Here is a 19,076-nt window from a genome sequence, read left to right as displayed (position 1 = left end):
CCCCTTGGTGAACCATGTGCGCACCCTGTGAATTAGGTAACCCTTACCTTAGTATGTCGCCGACCCCCGGCCCAGAGCCGGGCCCGACCCGCTGGGGAGGCACGCTGCTGTGTGCGGTTCCGAGGAAGTCCTGGCGTACTGGCGGCGGATACTCACACCGCTCCCGCCGGAGACAGCACTGCCCACCGACCGGCCCCGTCCGACGCGGCACCGCCCGGAACGGGAGACCCGCACACTAACCGGTGTCCCCAAAGCCCCCGACCTCGTGCTGCTCGCGGCGTTCGTCGCCCTGCTGCACCGCTACAGCGGCGTCTCGGACCTCACCGTCGGCCACGACGGGCTCCCGGTGCGGGTGTCCGTCGACCACGAGCCCACCTTCCAGGAGCTGGTGCGGCGGGTGACGGAGGCGTGGGAGGAGGCGGAGGCCTACCGGGTGCCCGCCGACCTCATGATCGACGAACTGCGCCCTCGGCCCATGCGCGGCGGCGGGCTGTTCTTCAACACGGCGTTGGCGACGGCGGCCCGGCCCGCCGGGGACCTGCCCGCCCCGGTCGACGTGCTGCTGGAGGTGCGCGAGGGCACCGCGCGGGCGACGTACGACCCCCGCCTGTTCGACGGCACCACCGTCGAGCGGCTGCTCGGCCACTACCGGACCCTCCTCGCAGCCGCGCTGGCCCGCCCCGACACCCCCGTCGCCCGGCTCGCCCTGATGGGCCCGGACGAGTACCGGCAGGTCGTCGTCGACTGGAACGCCACCGAGCACACCGTCCCGCCGCACACCTGGCCCGCCCTGTTCGCCGAACAGGTCCGGCTGCGTCCCGACGCCGTCGCCCTGGTCTTCGAGGACGAGGAACTCACCTACGCCGAGCTGGACGAGCGGGCCAACCGACTCGCGCACGCCCTGATCGCGCGCGGCGCCGGCCCCGAACGCATCGTCGCGCTCGCGCTGCCCCGCTCCACCGAGCTGATCGTCGCCGAGGTCGCCGTCCTCAAGTCCGGCGCCGCCTATCTGCCGATCGACCACGACTACCCCGTGGACCGCATCGCGTACATGCTCGGCGACGCCGCACCCGTCTGCATGGTGACCACCGAGGAGACCGCGCGGGAACTCCCCGAACGGGACGGCACGGCCCTGCTCGCACTCGACTCACCCGGCACGGCGGCGGAGTTGGCGCAGCGACCGGCCCACGACCCCGAGGCACCCGTCTCCGTCCTGAACGCCGCTTACGTCATCTACACCTCGGGCTCGACCGGACGCCCCAAGGGCGTCGTCCTCGCCCACAGCGGTGTGGCGAAGCTCCTCGCGACACAGAGCGAGCGGTTCGGCATCGGACCGCACAGCCGGGTGCTGCAGTTCGCCTCGCCCAGCTTCGACGTCGCCTTCTGGGACCTGTGCCTCGGCCTGCTCTCCGGCGGCCGGCTGGTCGTCGTACCGGCCGAGAGGCGGGTGCCCGGTGCGCCGCTCGCCGACTACGCGAACGCCCACGGCATCACCTTCATGATCCTGCCGCCGGCGCTGCTCGCCGCCCTGCCCGACGACGTACACCTGCCGCCCGCCGCCACGCTGCTGGCGGGCACCGAGCGGGTGTCCCCGGAGCTGGTCGGCCGCTACGCGCGCGGGCGGATGATGTTCAACGCGTACGGGCCGACCGAGGCCACCACCAACTCCACGCTCGGGCTGTGCGATCCGGACATCCCGGCCGGTTCCATCGTGCCGATCGGCGTTCCCGACCCCGGCACGCGCGCGTACGTCCTGGACGCGTTCCTCCGGCCGGTTCCCGCCGGGGTCACCGGCGAGCTGTACCTCGGGGGAGCGGGCCTCGCGCGGGGCTATCTGGGCCGTCCGGACCTGACCGCCGAGCGGTTCGTCGCCGACCCCTTCGGCGCGCCCGGCGAACGGCTCTACCGCACCGGCGACCTGGTCCGCTGGAAGGCCGACGGACGGCTGGAGTTCCTCGGCCGCGCCGACGCCCAGGTCAAGATCCGGGGCTTTCGCATCGAGCCCGGCGAGATCGAGTCCGTGCTGCGCGGCCATCCGGCCGTCGACCAGGTCACGGTCGTCGCCCGCGAGGACCGTCCCGGCGACCGGCGGCTCGCCGCGTACGTCGTGCCCGCCCTGGACCGCCCGGACGACCGGGTGGGGGAGTGGAAGCAGGTCCACGAACTCCTGTACAGCGCCGCCGGCTCGGAGGGATCGCGGGAGAACTTCGCGGGCTGGAACAGCATGTACGACGGACTCCCCATCCCCGTCGAGGAGATGCGCGAGTGGCGGGACGCCACCGTCGAACGCGTCCGGCGGACCGGCCCCCGGCGGCGGGTACTGGAGATCGGCGTCGGCAGCGGACTGATCCTTTCCCGGCTGGCGCCCGACTGCGAGGCCTACTGGGGCACCGACCTGTCGACAGAGGCGATCGCGGCGCTGCGCACCCAACTGGACGGGGAGCTGCGGGCCAGGGTCGAGTTGCGTGCCCAGCCCGCGGACGACATCTCCGCACTGCCCGCCGGGCACTTCGACGTCGTCGTCCTCAACTCCGTCGCCCAGTACTTCCCGAGCGCCGAGTACCTCACCGACGTACTCCACAAGGCCTCCGAACTGCTCGCCCCCGGCGGGCGGATCTTCGTGGGCGATGTCCGCAATCTGCGGCTGCTGCGCACCCTTCGCGCCGCCGTGGAGACACGGCGGGCCACGGCCGAGGACAAGAGCGCGCTGCGTGCGGCCGTCGAGCAGTCGGTGCGCTGGGAGGGCGAACTGCTGCTCGACCCGGACTACTTCGCCTCGCTCGACGGCTTCGACGCCGACATCCGGATCAAGCGGGCCGCCCACCACAACGAGCTGAGCCGGTACCGGTACGACGTCGTCCTGCGCCCCGGGCCGCGCGCGCCCGTCCCTGACGAGCGGGAGGTCTCCTGGGCCGAGGCCGGGGATCTCGCCGGGCTGTTGGCGCAGCGTCCACGACGGCTGCGGATCACCGGTGTGCCCAACGCCCGCCTCGTCGACGACCTGGCCGACCTGTGGCGGCTGGAGGGCAGCAGCGGGGAGACGGCCGCGGGCGCGGACCCGGAGGAGGTGTACGCCCTGGCCGCCCGGCACGGCTACCGGGCCGCGCTGACCTGGAACGGCCGTGCCGACGACGGCGCCTTCGACGCCGTACTGGCCCTCGACGAACCCCTCACTGGCCTGTACCGCACTGCCGGGGCGTACCCCCACGCCAACCGCCCCGCCCCCTTCCGCGACGTGACGGCCCTGATGCGCACCCTGCGCGCGCACGCCGCCGAGTGGCTGCCCGACTACATGGTCCCGTCGGCCTTCGTTCCGCTGCACGCCCTGCCGGTCACCCCCAGCGGCAAGATCGACGCCAAGGCGCTGCCCGTCCCGGACCGCACGGCGATGAGCTCCGGCCGCCCTCCGCGCACCGCCCGCGAGGAACTCCTCTGCGAGCTGTACGCCGGCGTCCTCGGCCTGGGCTCGGTGACGGCCGAGGACGACTTCCTCGCCCTCGGCGGCGACAGCATCACCGCCATCCAGCTGCTGGTCCGGGCACGGGAGGCGGGGCTCAGGCTCACCACCCGTGACGTGTTCCGGCACCGCACGGTCGAGGCCCTCGCGAAAGCGGCCGTCGAACGCACCGCCGAGCACGCCGCCGACCACCCCCTGGTGGAGGTCGACGCGGCCGAACTGGCCGAGATCCAGGGCGCGCGGCCACTCGACGTCGAGGAGCTGCTCCCGCTCACCCCGCTCCAGCAGGGCTTCTTCTTCCACGCGCTGAGCGGCGGACCGGACGGCGACGCCTACGTCGTGCAGCAGGTGCTCGACCTGGCCGGGCCGGTCGAGGGCCCCACCCTGCGCCGCGCCGCGCAACACCTGCTGGACCGGCACGCGCCGCTGCGGGCCGCCTTCCGCCAGGGGCCCGACGGCACGCCGGTCCAGATCATCACCCGGAGCGCGGAGCTGCCGTGGCGGGAAGTCGACCTGTCGGCACAGGACGGCGAGGCCCGTGAGTCGTCGGCCGAGGCGGTGGCGGCCGACGAGCGTGCCACCGGGTTCGACCTGGCCGCGCCGCCCCTGCTGCGCTGCGCGCTGATCCGCCTCGGCGAACACCGCGCCCGACTTGTCCTGACGTTCCATCACATCGTCGCCGACGGCTGGTCGTTGCCGGTCCTGCACCGCGAGCTGATGGCCGCCTACGGCACCGACACGCCTCCGCTCGCCGACGTCACCCCTTACCGCGCCTTCCTGCGCCGCCTCGCGGCGCAGGACCGTGACGCGGCCCGCGACGCCTGGCGCGCCGCGCTCGCCGGGTTCGACGAGCCGACCCGGCTGGTCGACACCCCGGGCACCTCAGCGCCGGTGCGGGCGGCCCACGTCCGCGTGGAACTGCCCGAGTCGACCACCGCGCGCCTCACCCAGCGGGCCCGCGAGCACGGAGTCACCCTCGGGACGGTGGTCCAGGCCGCCTGGGGGCTGCTGCTGGGCAGGCTGACGGGCCGGGGCGACGTGGTGTTCGGCACCACGGTCTCGGGCCGGGACAGCGAGGTCGAGGGCATCGCCTCGATGGTGGGCCTGTTCATCAACACCCTGCCGACCCGCTTCCGCTGGCGCCCGGGCGAGCCGCTCGGGGAGCTGCTGGTCCGCCTCCAGGAGCAGCAGGCGGGGCTGCTCGACCACCAGCACCTCGGCCTCGCGGAGATCCAGCGCATCGCCGGACACGCGGGCGAGGGCGAACTCTTCGACACACTCGTGGTGTTCGAGAACTACCCCGCCGAGACCGACCTGCGGGACGCCTCGGGCAGCATCCGGATCACCGGCGACGCGTTCCACGACGCCGTCCACTATCCCCTCGCCCTCGTCGTCAAGCCCGGCCGACGGCTGGACCTGCGACTCAAGCACCACGCGGAACGGCTGGACGCCGACGCCGTGCGCGCACTCGGTGACCGGCTGGCGCGCATCCTGGAGGCGATCGCCGCCGACCCGACGCGCCCCGCCGCCTCCGTCGAGCTGCTGTCGCCCGACGAGGCCCTGCGGGCCCACCCGGCGGGCGAGGAGCGTTCCGTCCCGGAGACCACCCTGGCCGAGGCGTTCGCGGCACAGGCCGCCCGGACACCCGACGCGACCGCTGTCGTCTTCGACGACGAGCGGCTGACGTACGCCGAACTCGACGCCCGCGCCGAGGCGTTGGCCGACCGGCTGCGCGGTCGCGGCGCGGGGCCCGGGGCGTTCGTCGCGGTCGCGGTCCCCCGTTCGGCGGAGCTGATGGTCGCGCTGGTCGGCGTGCTGAAGTCGGGCGCCGCCTATCTGCCGGTGGACCTGGACTACCCGGCGGGCCGGGTGACCCACATGCTCGCCGACTCCGGCGCCACGACCGTGGTCACGCTGTCCGCGACCGCCGGCCGACTGCCCCGGCAGGTCCCTTCGGTCCTGCTGCTCGATGCCCCGGAGGCGGACGTCGAGCCCGTCGCCCGGCGCACCGCCCGCCCCGACGACCCCGCCTACCTCATCTACACCTCCGGCTCGACCGGCCTGCCCAAGGGCGTGGTCGTCACCCACCGCGCCATCGCCAACCGGCTCGCATGGATGCAGGGCGCGTACGGGCTGCGCGCCGACGACCGGGTGCTGCAGAAGACGCCGTCCAGCTTCGACGTGTCCGTGTGGGAGTTCTTCTGGCCGCTCCTCGAAGGCGCGGCCGTGGTCCTCGCCCGGCCGGACGGCCACCGCGATCCGGCGTATCTCGCCGACCTCGTCCGCCGGCACCGCATCACCACCCTGCACTTCGTGCCGTCGATGCTGGAGGCGTTCCTGCGGTCGGACGAGGTGACCGGGGACCCCGCCTGGGCGGCGTCCCTGCGCCGCGTGCTGAGCAGCGGCGAGGCGCTGCCCGTAAACGCCGCGGGCCGCTGGCACGCGCTCACCGGCGTACCGCTGCACAACCTGTACGGCCCGACCGAGGCGGCCGTCGACGTCACCTACCACGCGTACGACGGCGACGAGGGTACGACCGTGCCCATCGGGCGGCCCGTGTGGAACACCGGCCTGCGGGTGCTGGACTCCTGCCTGCGGCCCGTTCCCGACGGGGTCCCGGGCGAGCTGTACCTCACGGGCGTGCAGCTCGCGCGCGGCTATCACGGCCGCCCCGCGCTGACCGCCGAGCGGTTCACGGCCGACCCCTACGGCCCGCCCGGCAGCCGCATGTACCGCACCGGCGACCTGGTACGGCGCCGCCCGGACGGAGTGATCGAGTACCTGGGCCGCACCGACCGGCAGGTCAAGCTGCGCGGCAACCGCATCGAACTCGGCGAGATCGAGGCGGCGTTGGCGCGCCTGCCCGAGGTGGCACAGGCCGCCGTGACCGTACGGGACGACGCGCTCGTCGCCTACCTGGTGGCACCGGCCGACGTGGACGCCACGGCGCTGCGCGACGCCCTGTCCGCCACCCTGCCCGCCCCCATGGTCCCCGCCGCCTACGTCGTCCTCGACGCCCTGCCACTCACCCCCAGCGGCAAGCTGGACCGGGCCGCGCTGCCCGCACCCCGGGCCGTACGGGCCGCCGCCCGCGCCCCGCGCAGCCCACGTGAACGGCTGCTCACGGAGATCTTCGCCGCCGTACTCAAGCTCAGGGACGTCGGTGTCGACGACGACTTCTTCCTGCTCGGCGGCGACAGCATCAGCTCCATCGCCGTCTCCAGCCGGGCCCGCCGCGCGGGCCTGGCGCTCGACCCGCGCGACGTCTTCGAGCACCGGACCCCGGCGGCCCTCGCGGCGGCCGCGACCACGGCGGACGACACGACCCTGACGGCGTCCGCGTTCGTGCTGACCGACGAGGAGCGCGCCTCGGTCGAGCGGCTGGCGCCGGGCCGCATCGAGGACGTATGGCCACTCGCCCCCCTCCAGGAGGGCCTGTACTTCCACTCCACGTACGACGACAGCTCCCTCGACGTCTACACCGTCCACGAGTCCTTCGACCTCGCCGAACGCGTGGACGCCGAGCGGCTGCGGGCCGCGACCCGCACCCTGCTGGCCCGCAACCCCAGCCTGCGTGCCGGGTTCACCAGCGCAGGGCTGCGCCAGCCCGTGCAGTTCATCGTGCGCGACGCGGAGATCCCGTTGACGGAGGTGGACCTGTCCGGGCTGCCACCGGCCGAACAGGACCGGCGCATGGGCGAGTTGCTGGACGAGGAGCGCGCCCGGCGCTTCGACCTGACCCGCCCGCTGCTGTTCCGGATGCTGCTGGTCCGGCTCGGCGAGACGCGCGGCGACCGGCTCGTCGTCGGCCGCCATCTGATCCTGTGGGACGGCTGGTCCGCCTGGCTGTTCCTGGACCAGCTGTTCGCGCTGTACGACAGCGGCGGCGACCCGGCCGGTCTGGCCCGCCCCGGCTCGTACCGCGACTACCTGACCTGGCTGGAGGGGCAGGACGACACCGACGCGACCCGCGCCTGGCGCGCCGCCCTGGCCGGTTTCGACGAGCCCACGCTGCTGGTGCCCGCCGTCGACGAACGGGGCCTGGAGCCGGTGATCCCGGAGCACCTCGACGCCGTCCTCGCCCCGGAGGCGACCGAACGACTGCGCGACACCGCCCGCCGCCACGGCCTCACCCTCAACACGGTGCTCAACGCCGCCTGGGGCCTGGTCCTCGCCAGTGCGACGGGCCGCACGGACATCGTGTTCGGTACGACGGTGGCGGGCCGGCCGAGCGAGGTGCCGGACGTCGAGAACGTCATCGGCATGTTCCTCAACACCGTGCCCGCCCGCATCGCCTTCGACCCGCGCGAGCCGGTGCTCGACCTGCTGCGCCGCATCCAGGGCGAGCGGCTGGCGCTGATGCCGCACGAGTACCTGGGCCTGGGCGTGGTGCAGGCCGAGACGGGCCACCGGCGGCTGTTCGACACACTGTTCGTGCTGCGCAACGCCGACACCGACGAGCGGCTCGCCGAGCTGCGCGACCGGCACGGGGCGACAGCCGTCGCCAACGTGGACGCCACCCACTACCCGGCCAACCTGGTCGTCACCCCGGGCGAGCGGGTCCGCGTCACCCTCGCCTACCGCCCGGACCTGCTGGACGACACGTACGCGCGCAGCCTGCTGGACCGGTTCGTGCTGCTCGTGGACCGGCTGGTGGCCGACCCGGCCGCGGCCGTCGGCTCGCTCGACCCGCTGCTGCCCGCCGAGGCCGCCGCACTGGCCCGCGAGGAGGCCGCGCAGCGGCAGCCGGTGCCGCACGAGACGGTCGCGGACATGCTGGCCGCCCAGGCCGCCCGCACCCCGGAGGCGACGGCCCTCGTCTTCGGCGCGCAGACCGTGACGTACGCCGAACTCGACACCCGCTGCGACCAAATGGCCCGGCTGCTGACCGCCCGCGGCGCCGGACCCGAGAAGGTCGTCGCGCTGGGCCTGCCGCGGTCGATCGACATGGTGGTGGCGCTGTTCGCGGTGCTGCGCACGGGGGCCGCGTACCTGCCGCTGGAACTGGACCACCCGGCCGAGCGGCTGTCGCTGACGCTGGCCGACGCCCGCCCGCTGCTCCTGCTGACGACGGAGGCGGTGTCGCGGACACTGACAGGTGACGTCCCTCGGGTCCTGCTCGACGACCCGGCCACGCTCAGGGGCCTGGCCGGCGACCCCGTCGCCCGAGTCTTCAGCCTGGACCACCCGGCCTACGTCATCTACACCTCCGGCTCCACCGGCCGCCCCAAGGGCGTGGTCACGCCGTACGTCGGCCTGACGAACATGCAGCTCAACCACCAGCGGGAGATCTTCGCCCCGGCGATCGCCTCCGCCGGCGGGCGCCGGCTGCGCATCGCGCACACCGTCTCCTTCGCCTTCGACATGTCCTGGGAGGAGCTGCTCTGGCTCGTCGAGGGACATGAGGTGCACATCTGCGACGAGGAGTTGCGCCGGGACGCCACCGCGCTGGTCGCGTACTGCGAGGAGCACCGCGTCGACGTGGTCAACGTGACCCCGACGTACGCCCACCTCCTCATCGAGGAAGGCCTGTTGGAGGGCCACCGGCCGCCGCTGGTGCTGCTCGGCGGCGAGGCGGTCACCGAGGCGGTGTGGAACACGCTGCGGGACACCGAGGGGACGTACGGCTACAACCTGTACGGGCCCACCGAGTACACGATCAACACCCTCGGCGGCGGCACCCACGACAGCGCCACCCCCACCGTGGGCCGCCCCATCCGCGCCACCCGCGCCCGCATCCTGGACACGTGGCTGCGTCCGGTGCCGGACGGTGTGGCGGGCGAGCTGTACATCGCGGGCGTGGGTCTGGCCCGCGGCTACCTCGACCGGCCCGGCCTGACCGCCGAAAGGTTCGTGGCCGACCCGTACGGGCGGCCGGGCGAGCGCATGTACCGCACCGGCGACCTGGTGCGCCGCCGCCCGGACGGCAACCTGGACTTCCTCGGCCGTACCGACGACCAGGTCAAGATCCGCGGCCACCGCGTGGAGCTGGGCGAGATCGAGACGGTGCTCGCACAGCACCCCGAGGTGTCCCAGTCGGCGGTGATCGCCCGCGACGACACGCACGCACCCGGCACCAAGCGGCTGGTGGGATACGTCGTCCCCACGGACCCCGATCCCGAGGCTCTCCGGGAGGCCGAGCGGGAGCAGATCGGCGAGTGGCGGGAGATCTACTCGGCCGAGTACACCGAGATCGGCACCGCCGTCCGCACCGAGGACTTCGCGGGCTGGGACAGCTCCTACGACGGCGAGCCCATCCCCCTGGAGCACATGCGGGAGTGGCGCGAGGCCACCGTGGAGCGCGTCCGCGAGCTGCGGCCGCGACGGATCCTGGAGATCGGCGTCGGGTCCGGACTGCTGCTGGCGCGGCTCGCCCCGGACGCCGAGTCCTACTGGGCGACGGACTTCGCCGCACCGGTGATCCGCAAGCTCGGTGAGGACCTGAAGGCCGATCCGGAGCTGGCGCGGAAGGTGGAACTGCGCTGTCAGGCGGCCGAGGTGACGGACGGTCTGCCGACCGGATTCTTCGACACGGTCGTCATCAACTCCGTCGTGCAGTACTTCCCGAGCCTGGACCATCTCCACAAGGTGATCCGGGGCGCGCTGCGGCTGCTCGCGCCGGGCGGTGCCCTGTTCCTCGGGGACGTGCGCGATCTGCGGCAGGCACGGGTGTTCCAGACCGGCGTCCAGCTGGCCCGCGCGGGCGCGGACGCCGACCCGGAGACCCTGCGCCGGGCCGTGGACCGGGGGCTCGCCCTGGAGAAGGAACTCCTCGTCGACCCCGACTGGTTCAGCACCCTCGGCGTCGGCGTCGAACTGCGCACCAAGGCCGGGCGGCACCACAACGAGCTGACGCGGTACCGGTACGACGTGGTGTTGTACGACGGGGAAGGCGCCGTGCGGGTCGACGACGCGCCCGTGCTCGACTGGTCCGGCCCGGGGGACCTCGTCGCCCGCCTGGACGGGCGGGACGCACTCCGGGTCCGCCGCATACCCGACGCGCGTACTGCGGACGATCTCGCGGCGATGCGGGCGATGGACGGCGGACGGCCACCCGGCCCCGCCCCGGCGGGCGAGGAACACGAGCACATACGGCGGCTGGGGGAGTCCCACGGCTACCAGGTCCTGACCACCTGGTCGGACGAACCGGGCTACTTCGACGCCGTGTTCGTACGCGGCACGGAACCCCGGCGCACCTCGGGCCTGCACCGCCCCCGCCCGGACCGGGGCACCACCGCGTACGCCAACACGCCCACCGCCACCCGCGGCAACGGCGAACTCGTACGACGGCTGCGTGCGGACCTGGGACAGCGGCTGCCCGGCTACATGGTCCCGGCCGCCTTCGTGGTCCTGCCACGGCTGCCGATGAACGACAACGGCAAGCTCGACGTGCGCGCGCTGCCGGACGCCGAACCCGAGGTGGCCCTGTCGGAGGGGCGCGGGCCGCGCACGCCCGTCGAGGAGGTGCTGTGCCGACTCTTCGCCGAGGTGCTCGGGCTGCCGCGCACCGGCGCGGAGGACAACTTCTTCGACCTGGGCGGCCATTCGCTGCTGGCCACCCGGCTGGTCAGCCGCGCCCGCACCGAGCTGGGCGCGGAACTCGCGATCCGGGACCTGTTCGAGGCCCCGACGCCCGAGGCGCTGGCGCTGCGCGCGGAGGCCGGACGACCCGCCCGGCCCGTGCCGGCGCCGGTGCCCGCGGCCGAGCGGCCCGCGCGGATCCCGCTGTCGGCGGCCCAGCGGCGGCTTTGGCTGGTGGAGCGGATCACCGGGGGCGGAGCCGCGTACAACTTCCCGCTGGTCTGCCGGCTGCGTGGCGCGCTCGACCTCGACGCCCTGCGCACCGCGCTCCGTGATGTGACCGACCGTCACGAGGCCCTGCGCACCAGGATTCGGGACGAGGGCGGTGAGCCCTACCAGTGGATCGCGGCGCCGGGCGAGGCCGAGCCGCAGTTCCTGGTCTCCGACTGCACCGGGGAGGAGCTGCCCGCGCGGATCGAGGCCGCCCAACGGCGCCCGTTCGAGCTGCGCACCGAACTCCCGGTGCGCGCCGAGGTGCTGCGGCTGGGCGCCGAGGACCACGTCGTGGCGCTGCTGCTGCACCACATCACCACCGACGAGTGGTCCGACCGGCCCTTCCTGACCGACCTCGGCACCGCCTACCGGGCCCGTCGCACGGGGCGCGCCCCGGACTGGGAACCACTGCCGGTCCAGTACGCCGACTACACCCTGTGGCAGGACACGCTGCTCGACCAGGTCGGCGCGGCCCAGCTCGCCCACTGGACCGACGCCCTGCGCGACCTGCCGGAGGAACTGACCCTGCCCCTCGACCGGCCCCGGCCGGCCGAGCCCACCGGGCGGGGCGGCAAGGTCCGCCTGGAGCTGAGTGCCGACACCGTCCACGCCCTGCGCGAGCTGTCCCGGGCCACCGGGACCAGCATGTTCATGCTGTTCCAGGCCGCCACCGCCGCGCTGCTGCACCGGCTCGGCGCCGGGGAGGACATACCGCTGGGCGCGCCCGTCGCCGGCCGCACCGACGACGCCCTGAACGACCTGGTCGGCTTCTTCGTCAACACCCTCGTCCTGCGCACCGACCTGGCCGGCAACCCCACGTTCCGCGAGCTGCTCGCCCGGGTCCGCGCAGCGGCCCTGGCGGCGTTCGAACACCAGGACCTGCCCTTCGACCAGGTCGTCGAGGCCGTCAACCCGCCACGCGTGGCGGGCCGCAACCCGCTGTTCCAGGTCATGCTCGGCTACCACCACCGGCCCGACGGCGACCCCGACGTGCTGGGCCTGCCGACCGAGTGGTTCGACATGGACACCGGCACGGCCAAGTTCGACCTCCACTTCACCTTCGTCGACGAGACCGGCCCGGGCCGTCTGCTGCTGCTCGTCGAGTACGCGCGGGATCTCTACGACGAGACCACCGCCGAGCGGCTGGCCCGCCGACTGACGACGCTGCTGGAACAGGCGGCCGCCGACCCGGACCGCCCCGTGCGCGACCTGGACGTCCTGGAGGCGGACGAACGCCATCTGGTCGTCGAGCGGTGGAACGACACCGCGCACGACGTCGAGCCGACGACCCTGCCGGAGCTGTTCCGCGCGCAGGCGGCCCGCACACCGGACGCCCTCGCTCTGGTCTTCGGCGAACAGCGCCTGACCTACGCCGAGTTGGACGCGCGCGTCGAGCACACGGCCCGCGTGCTGGCGGGGACGGGCGTCGGCCCCGAGCGCACGGTCGCGGTGGCGCTGCCCCGTTCGGTGGAGCTGGTGGTGGCCCTGCTGGCGGTCCACCGCGCGGGCGGGGCATACCTGCCCCTGGACGCCGACCAGCCCGCCGAGCGGCGGGCGCTGATGCTCGACGAAGCCCGGCCGGTGTGCGTCATCGAGGACACGCTGCCCGAGGGGCCGTACGGCGAGCCGCCCACCTCGTACGACCCGTCGAGCCCGGCCTACGTGATCTACACCTCCGGCTCGACGGGTCGCCCGAAGGGCGTGGTCGTGCCGCATCAGGGCATCGCCAACCGGCTGCTGTGGATGCAGGACGCCCACGGGCTCACGGCCGAGGACCGGGTGCTGCAGAAGACCCCGGCCGGGTTCGACGTGTCCGTGTGGGAGTTCTTCTGGCCGCTCATCACCGGGGCGGCGCTGGTCCTCGCCCGGCCCGACGGCCACCGGGACCCCGTCTACCTGGCCCGGCTGATCCGCGAACAGCGCGTCACCACGGCGCACTTCGTGCCCTCGATGCTCCAGGTCTTCCTGGAGGAGCCCGCCGCCGCCCGGTGTACCGGCCTGCGCCGGGTGATGTGCAGCGGCGAGGCGCTCCCGCTGCCCCTGTCACACCGCTTCCACCAGGTGCTCCCGGGCGTCGCGTTGCACAACCTGTACGGGCCGACCGAGGCGTCGGTCGACGTCACCGCGATCGAGGTGCTCCCCGGCGCCGAGCGCGTGGTCATCGGCCGCCCCGTGTGGAACACCCGCGCCTACGTCCTGGACGCCGCGCTGCGGCCGGTCCCGCCCGGCGTCGCCGGGGAGCTGTACCTGGCGGGCGTCCAGCTCGCCCGCGGCTACCTGGACCGGCCCGCACTGACCGCCGAACGGTTCGTCGCCGACCCTTACGGTGGTCCCGGCGCCCGCATGTACCGCACCGGCGACCTGGCCCGTTGGCGGCCCGACGGCACGCTCGACTTCCTCGGCCGCACCGACCACCAGGTCAAGATCCGTGGTGTGCGCATCGAGCCCGGCGAGATCGAGGCCGTACTCGCCCGGCACGCCTGCGTCGCCCACACCGTCGTCGTCCCGCACGACCAGCGGCTCGTGGCGTACGTCGTCCCGGCCGAGGGACGGCACCCCGACCCGGCGGCGCTGCGCCGCCACACCGCCGCCGCCCTGCCCGAGCACATGGTCCCCGCGGCCTTCGTCCCCCTCGACGCGCTGCCGCTGACACCCAACGGCAAACTCGACCGCAGGGCCCTGCCCGCTCCCGACTTCGCGGCGGGAACCGGCACCGGCGGCCGCCCGCGCGACGCCCGCGAGGAGATCCTGTGCGGCCTGTTCGCGGACGTCCTGGGCGTGGATCGGGTCGGCGTCGACGACGACTTCTTCACCCTGGGCGGCCACTCGCTGCTGGCCATGCGCCTGGTCGCCGCGATCCGGTCGGCGCTGGGCACCGAGGTGTCCCTGCGCACGGTGTTCGACGCGCCGAGCGTGGCCCGGCTCGCGGAACGGCTCACGGACGCGCAGACCGTTTCCCGCCCCGCGCTGACGGTCCGGCCGCGCCCCGAACGGCTGCCGCTGTCCTCCGCCCAGCAGCGCCTGTGGGTGCTGTACCAGGTGGAGGGCCCCTCCGCGACGTACAACATCCCCTCGGCCTGGCGGCTGACCGGCGCGCTGGACGTCGAGGCGCTGCGGGCCGCCGTGCACGACCTGGTCGTGCGGCACGAGACCCTGCGCACGGTGTTCCCGGACGAGGCGGGCCGCGCCTTCCAGCGGGTGCTGGGCCCCGACGAGGTCCGCATTCCCGTCACGGTCGAGGACGCCGACGAGGAGCACCTCGCCGACCGGCTCGCCGAGGCCGGGGCGTACGGCTTCCGGCTGGACCGCGAACCTCCGCTGCGGGTCCATGTGTTCCGCACCGGCGAGGAGCAGTGGACCCTGCTGTTCCTGCTGCACCACATCGCCGGTGACGAGTGGTCCCAGGATCCGCTGAATCGCGACCTGGCTCACGCCTACGCCTCCCGCACCGCCGGGCGGGCCCCGGACTGGGAGCCGCTGCCCGTCCAGTACGCCGACTACACGCTGTGGCAGCGGGACCTCCTCGGCGACGAGAAGGACCCCGACAGCCTGGTGGCCCGGCAGATCACCTACTGGCGACAGGCGTTGGCGGACCTTCCGGAGGAGCCGGCGCTGCCCTTCGACCGGCCACGCCCGCTGGAGGCGACCTACCGGGGCGGCTCCGCCGACCTGTCCCTCGACGCCGAACTGGCCGACGACCTGCACCGGTTGGCGCGGGAGAGCGGCGTCAGCGTGTTCATGGTGCTCCAGGCCGCCGTGGCCACCCTGCTCACCCGGCTGGGCGCGGGCCACGACATCCCGATCGGCAGCCCCATCTCCGGCCGGACCGACGCGGCCCTGGAGGACCTGGTCGGGTTCTTCCTCAACAACCTGGTACTGCGCACCGACACGTCCGGGAATCCGTCCTTCCGGGACCTGCTGGCCCGGGTTCGGGACACCGACCTCGCCGCCTTCGACCACCAGGACGTGCCGTTCGAGCGGTTGGTGGAGGTGCTCAACCCGGCACGGTCGCTGGCCCGGCATCCGCTGTTCCAGGTGATGGTGGTGTATCTGGCCGCCGGCGGGGATACACCGGGACTGCCCGGCCTGCGCGCCGAACGGGACGACGTGGCCTCGACGAGCGCGAAGTTCGACCTCTCCTTCGACTTCGTGGAGCGCGCCGACGGCAGCGGCATCGACGGCGTCCTGGAGTACAGCGCCGACCTGTTCGACCACGCGACCGCCCAGTCCTTCGCGGAGCGCCTGCGCCGCGTCCTGCGGGCCGTGACCGCCGACCCGGACGTCACCGTCGGGCGCGTGGACATCCTCGGCGAGGACGAGCGGGACCGCCTGGTCGGCGGCTGGCACAGCCGGCCGCTGCTCGCGGCGCCGACGACCGTCCCGGCGCTGTTCGAGTACCGGGTACGGCAGTGCCCGGAGCTGCCCGCCGTGGCCTCCGAGGGCATCGAACTCACCTTCGCCGAGCTCAACGCCGAGGCCAACCGCCTGGCCCGGCTGCTGGTCGAACGCGGGGCGGGCCCGGAGCGGTTCGTGGCGCTGGCGCTGCCCCGCACGGCGCGGTTCCTGGTGGCCGTCCTCGCGGTGCACAAGGCGGGGGCCGCCTATCTGCCGCTCGACCCCGACGCGCCGGCCGAGCGCACGGCCGACGTCCTCGACGACGCCCGTCCGGTCCTGACGCTCACCACCCGCGACCTCGCCGGAGCCCTGCCCTCGCACACCGAGCCGCTGGTGCTGGACGAGCCGTCGGTGAAGGAGCGGATCGCCGCCCACGATCCGGCCGACCTCACCGACACCGAGCGGACCGCTCCGCTGTCGCCCGGCCACCCGGCGTACGTCATCTACACCTCCGGCTCCACCGGCCGCCCCAAGGGCGTCGTGGTCACCCACCAGACCCTCGGCAACCTGTTCCAGAGCCACCGCGAGACCCTCTACTCCTCGGGGTTCCGCATCACCGGGCGGCGGCACCTGCGGGCCGGGCACGCCTGGTCCTTCTTCTTCGACGCCTCCTGGCAGCCGCAGCTGTGGCTGCTGGACGGGCACTGCGTGCACATCGTGTCGGAGGAGGTCCGGCGCGATCCCGAACTGCTCGCCGCCGCAGTGGTCGAGCACCGGTTCGACTTCCTGGAGGTCACCCCCTCGTTCCTCGCGCAGATGGCCGACAGCGGCCTGCTGGACGGCGACGACTGCCCGCTCGCGGTCGTGGGCGTCGGCGGTGAGGCGGTGCCGGTCGCGCTGTGGCGGCGGCTGGCGGCCCTCAACGGCACCGAGGCGTTCAACCTCTACGGTCCGACCGAGTCCACCGTGGACGCCCTCGTGGCGTACGTCGGCGACAGCGAACGCCCACTGGTGGGCCGGCCGGTGACCGGCACCCGCGCCTACGTGCTGGACGACCTGCTGCAGCCGGTGCCGCCCGGCGTCACCGGCGAGCTGTATCTCGCGGGCGGCGGCCTCGCCCGAGGCTATCTGGGCGCTCCCGCCCTGACGGCCGAGCGATTCGTGGCCGACCCGTTCGGCGCGCCCGGCACACGGCTGTACCGCACCGGCGACCTGGCCCGCTGGACCGCCGACGGCCGTATCGACTACCTCGGCCGCGCCGACGACCAGGTCAAGATCCGCGGATTCCGCATCGAACCGGCAGAGATCGAGTCCGCCCTCACCGGCCATCCCGCCGTCGCCCAGGCACTGGTGACGGTACGTCAGGACGGACCGCGCAGGCAGCTGGTGGCCTACGTGACCCGGGTCCCGGGCTCCGCACCGGACCCGGCGGAGCTGCGCGCCCACGTCGCCGCCCGGCTCCCGGACCATATGGTCCCGGCCGCCGTCGTCCCGCTGGAGCGATTCCCGCAGCTGTCGAACGGCAAGCTGGACCGGGCCGCGCTGCCCGCGCCCGACTTCTCCGCCCTGACCTCCGGCCGCGCCCCCAGCACCCCCGTGGAGGAACTGCTCTGCGCGGTCTTCGCCGAAGTCCTGGGCCTGGAACAGGTCGGCGTCGACGACGACTTCTTCACCCTCGGCGGCGACAGCATCGTCGCGATGCAGTTCGTCGGCCGGGCCCGCGCGGCCGGCGTCCGGATCACTCCCCGACTGGTCTTCCGGCACCGCACCGTCGCCGCGCTGGCCGCCGTGGCGGAGTCCGCCGACGCCGGCGCGCCGCGCCCCGAGGACGACGGTACGGGGACCGTGCCGCTCACCCCGGTCATGCACTGGCTGCGCGAACTGGGCGGCCCCATCGCCACGTACCACCAGTCGGCGCTCGTCCGCACCCCCGCCGATCTGGACCTGCCCGGCCTGACCGCCGTGCTCCAGGCGCTGGCCGACCGGCACGACCTGCTGCGGGCGACCCTGGTACGGCCGTCGCGTGACGACACCCGGGACTGGTCCCTGCACGTCCCGCCGCCCGGCGCCGTCGACTGGATCGACCGGGTGGACGTGGCCGGCCTCGACGCCGAGCGGCTGAGCGCGGCTGTACGGGAGCACGCGCACGCGGCCCGCGCTCGGCTGGACCCGGACGCGGGCGCCATGGTCAGGGCCGTGTGGTTCGACGCCGGCGACGCGCCCGGACGGCTGCTGCTCATGGCCCACCACCTGGTGGTGGACGGTGTGTCCTGGCGGGTGCTGCTGCCGGACCTGGCGGCGGCCTGGCGGGACGTCCTGGCCGGACGCCCGGCGCGGCTCGCCCCGGTGGAGACCTCGTTCGCCCGCTGGTCCCGGCTGCTCACCGAACTCGCCCAGGACCCGGCGCGGGAGGCCGAGCTGCCCGTGTGGACGGCCGTCCTGGACGGCGGCACGGAACCCTTCCCGCTCGCCCGCGAGCTGGACCCGGACCGTGACACCACCGCGACCCGGCGGGAGCTGAACCTGCGGATGCCCGCCGAGCACACCGGGCCGCTGCTGTCGGCGGTGCCCGCCGCGTTCGGCGCCGGGGTCAACGACGTGCTGCTCGCCGGTCTCGCCCTGGCCTTCGCCGACTGGCGGCGGCGCGCCGGCGGCACCGACACCTCCGTCCTGGTCGACCTGGAGGGCCACGGCCGTGAGGAGGAGCTGGCCGGCGACGGCGTCGACCTCTCCCGCACGGTGGGCTGGTTCACCAGCGTCTTCCCGGTCCGCCTCGATCCGGGCCCGGTCGACCTCGCCGAGGCCTTCGCGGGCGGCCCCGCCGCCGAGGAGGCCGTACGACGGGTCCGCGAGCACCTGGCCGCGCTCCCCGCGAACGGCGTCGGCTACGGCATGCTGCGCCACCTCAACCCCCGCACGCGCGAGGTGCTGGCCGGACACGAGGAAGCCAGTGTCGAGTTCAACTACCTGGGCCGGTTCGGCATCCCGGAGGAGACCGACTGGTCGTACGCGCCCGAGGAGGAGGTGGCCGACATCGGTCCGGAGGCCGCGATGCGGCAGGGCCACGCGCTGGAGATCAACGTCGTGACCGAGGACCGGGCGGACGGGCCGGTGCTGGCCGCCCACTGGTCGTATCTGGAGGGACTGCTGCCGCGCGAGACGGTCCAGGACCTGGCCCGGACATGGTTCCGGGCCCTGAAAGGGCTCATCGCGTGGGCGGAGGGCAACCCGCACAAGAGAGGACAGGCATGAGCAGCAATCCGTTCGAGGACCCCGAGGGCGTCTACCTGGTGCTCGTCAACGACGAGAACCAGCACAGCCTGTGGCCGGACTTCGTGGACGTACCGGCCGGCTGGCGGGTGGTGCACGGACCCGGGCCCAGGCAGTCCTGCCTGGAGTACGTCGAGACCCACTGGACCGACATGCGGCCGCGGAGCCTGGCCGAGGCCATGGACGGCTGAACGTGACGATGGGGGCGGCCCCGAGGGGC

At 73.9% G+C, this 19,076-nt stretch carries 2 protein-coding genes; both read left to right on the top strand.

Annotated elements, in window-relative coordinates:
- The first annotated feature begins 109 nt into the window (after positions 1-109).
- Positions 110-18,838, top strand: coding sequence for a non-ribosomal peptide synthetase (locus I2W78_RS35600; RefSeq protein ID WP_196464877.1), 18,729 nt, complete (start codon positions 110-112; stop codon positions 18,836-18,838).
- Positions 18,835-19,047 (top strand): MbtH family protein, encoded by a 213-nt coding sequence (locus I2W78_RS35595; RefSeq protein ID WP_196464876.1) that lies wholly within the window; start codon positions 18,835-18,837, stop codon positions 19,045-19,047. Before I2W78_RS35600 ends, I2W78_RS35595 begins: the two co-directional genes overlap by 4 nt.
- The last annotated feature ends 29 nt before the right edge of the window (positions 19,048-19,076 follow it).

Origin of the sequence: Streptomyces spinoverrucosus, assembly GCF_015712165.1 — a bacterium.
GTDB lineage: Bacteria > Actinomycetota > Actinomycetes > Streptomycetales > Streptomycetaceae > Streptomyces > Streptomyces spinoverrucosus_A.
This window is presented reverse-complemented; position numbering and strand designations above follow the sequence as displayed.